1 protein-coding gene is annotated in these 2,469 nt (G+C 54.7%); it reads left to right on the top strand.

Going from position 1 to position 2,469, the window contains the following annotated elements; all coding sequences use genetic code 11:
- A partial coding sequence (gene silA, locus APU11_RS17675) for a Cu(+)/Ag(+) efflux RND transporter permease subunit SilA (protein WP_060578682.1) occupies nt 1-2,469 on the top strand: 2,469 nt, incomplete at both ends.

A 2,469-nucleotide genomic window follows, 5' to 3' on the forward strand; every position in this document is an offset into this window, starting at 1 on the left:
GCGTGGTGAAGCAGTACCAGATTCAGGTCAATCCGGTAAAACTGTCCCAGTATGGGATCAGCCTGCCCGAAGTGAAACAGGCTCTTGAATCGTCTAACCAGGAGGCCGGTGGTTCATCCGTTGAAATAGCCGAAGCGGAGTATATGGTCCGCGCCAGCGGCTATCTGCAGAGCATTGATGATTTTAATAACATCGTCCTGAAAACAGGCGAGAACGGCGTGCCGGTTTATTTGCGGGATGTTGCCCGCGTGCAGACAGGGCCTGAAATGCGGCGTGGTATTGCCGAACTGAACGGCCAGGGGGAAGTCGCTGGCGGCGTGGTGATCCTGCGGTCGGGTAAAAACGCGCGTGACGTAATCACGGCAGTGAGGGATAAACTGGAGACACTGAAGGCCAGTCTGCCGGAAGGTGTTGAAATCGTGACCACCTACGATCGCAGCCAGTTAATCGACCGGGCGATTGATAACCTCAGTTCCAAACTTCTGGAAGAGTTTTTCGTGGTGGCCATCGTCTGTGCCCTGTTCCTGTGGCACGTACGTTCTGCCCTGGTGGCGATTATCTCTCTGCCGCTTGGCCTGTGTATCGCCTTTATCGTCATGCACTTCCAGGGACTGAACGCCAATATCATGTCGCTGGGAGGGATAGCTATTGCCGTCGGTGCGATGGTGGATGCCGCCATTGTGATGATTGAGAATGCGCATAAACGGCTTGAGGAGTGGGATCATCGGCATCCGGGTGAGCAGATTGACAACGTCACCCGCTGGAAGGTGATTACCGACGCCTCCGTGGAAGTGGGACCCGCACTGTTTATCAGCCTGCTGATCATCACCCTGTCCTTTATACCTATCTTTACCCTGGAAGGTCAGGAAGGACGTCTGTTTGGCCCGCTGGCATTCACGAAAACGTACTCCATGGCGGGCGCGGCCGCGCTGGCCATCATTGTCATTCCGATCCTGATGGGATTCTGGATCCGGGGAAAAATTCCTGCCGAGACCAGTAACCCCCTGAACCGGGTGCTGATCAAAGCGTATCATCCATTGCTGCTGCGGGTCCTCCACTGGCCAAAAACAACCCTGCTGGTTGCGGCCTTGTCCATTTTCACCGTTGTATGGCCATTGAGTCAGGTGGGGGGGGAGTTTCTGCCGAAGATCAATGAGGGCGACCTGCTGTATATGCCGTCAACATTGCCTGGCGTCTCTCCGGCAGAAGCTGCAGCACTCCTGCAGACGACGGACAAGTTAATCAAAAGCGTTCCTGAAGTGGCCTCTGTATTTGGCAAGACCGGTAAAGCAGAGACCGCAACGGATTCCGCACCGCTTGAAATGGTGGAAACCACGATCCAGCTCAAACCTGAGGATCAGTGGCGTCCGGGTATGACGATTGACAAGATTATTGAAGAACTCGACAAGACCGTCCGTTTACCGGGTCTGGCAAACCTGTGGGTTCCGCCAATCCGTAACCGTATTGATATGCTCTCAACCGGGATCAAAAGCCCGATAGGTATCAAGGTCTCAGGGACTGTCCTGGCCGATATTGATGCGACTGCGCAGAGTATTGAGGCGGTAGCCAAAACCGTGCCGGGCGTGGTGTCTGCCCTGGCTGAGCGACTTGAAGGCGGGCGTTACATCGATATCGATATCAACCGGGAAAAAGGGTCCCGTTACGGTATGACTGTCGGTGATGTACAGCTGTTTGTCTCATCAGCCATCGGCGGCGCAACGGTAGGGGAAACGGTTGAAGGCGTGGCCCGCTACCCGATTAATATTCGCTATCCGCAGGATTACCGGAACAGTCCAAATGCATTGAAACAGATGCCGATCCTGACCCCGATGAAGCAGCAGATCACGCTGGGCGATGTCGCGGATATTAAGGTCGTTTCAGGGCCGACTATGCTGAAAACGGAAAATGCCCGTCCAGCCAGCTGGATTTACATTGACGCGCGCGGCAGGGATATGGTGTCGGTGGTTAATGATATTAAAACGGCTATCAGTCAGAAAGTGAAACTGAGACCGGGTACCAGCGTGTCATTCTCCGGACAATTTGAACTGCTTGAGCACGCCAACAAGAAACTTAAACTGATGGTGCCGATGACGGTGATGATCATTTTCATCCTGTTGTATCTGGCGTTCCGCCGGGTTGATGAAGCGTTGTTGATCCTGATGAGTCTGCCGTTCGCCCTGGTTGGCGGGATATGGTTCCTGTACTGGCAGGGCTTCCATATGTCAGTCGCAACCGGAACCGGGTTTATCGCCCTGGCCGGTGTGGCAGCAGAGTTTGGCGTGGTCATGCTGATGTATCTGCGTCATGCCATTGAAGCGCATCCGGAACTGTCAAACAAGGAAACGTTCACACCGGAAGGTCTTGATGAAGCCCTTTATCATGGTGCCGTGCTGCGTGTCCGGCCGAAAGCCATGACCGTGGCGGTGATCATCGCGGGTCTGCTGCCGATACTCTGGGGAACCGGCGCAG

This window comes from Enterobacter sp. 50793107 (assembly GCF_001463365.1).
In the GTDB taxonomy this organism is placed as follows: Bacteria; Pseudomonadota; Gammaproteobacteria; order Enterobacterales; family Enterobacteriaceae; genus Enterobacter; species Enterobacter cloacae.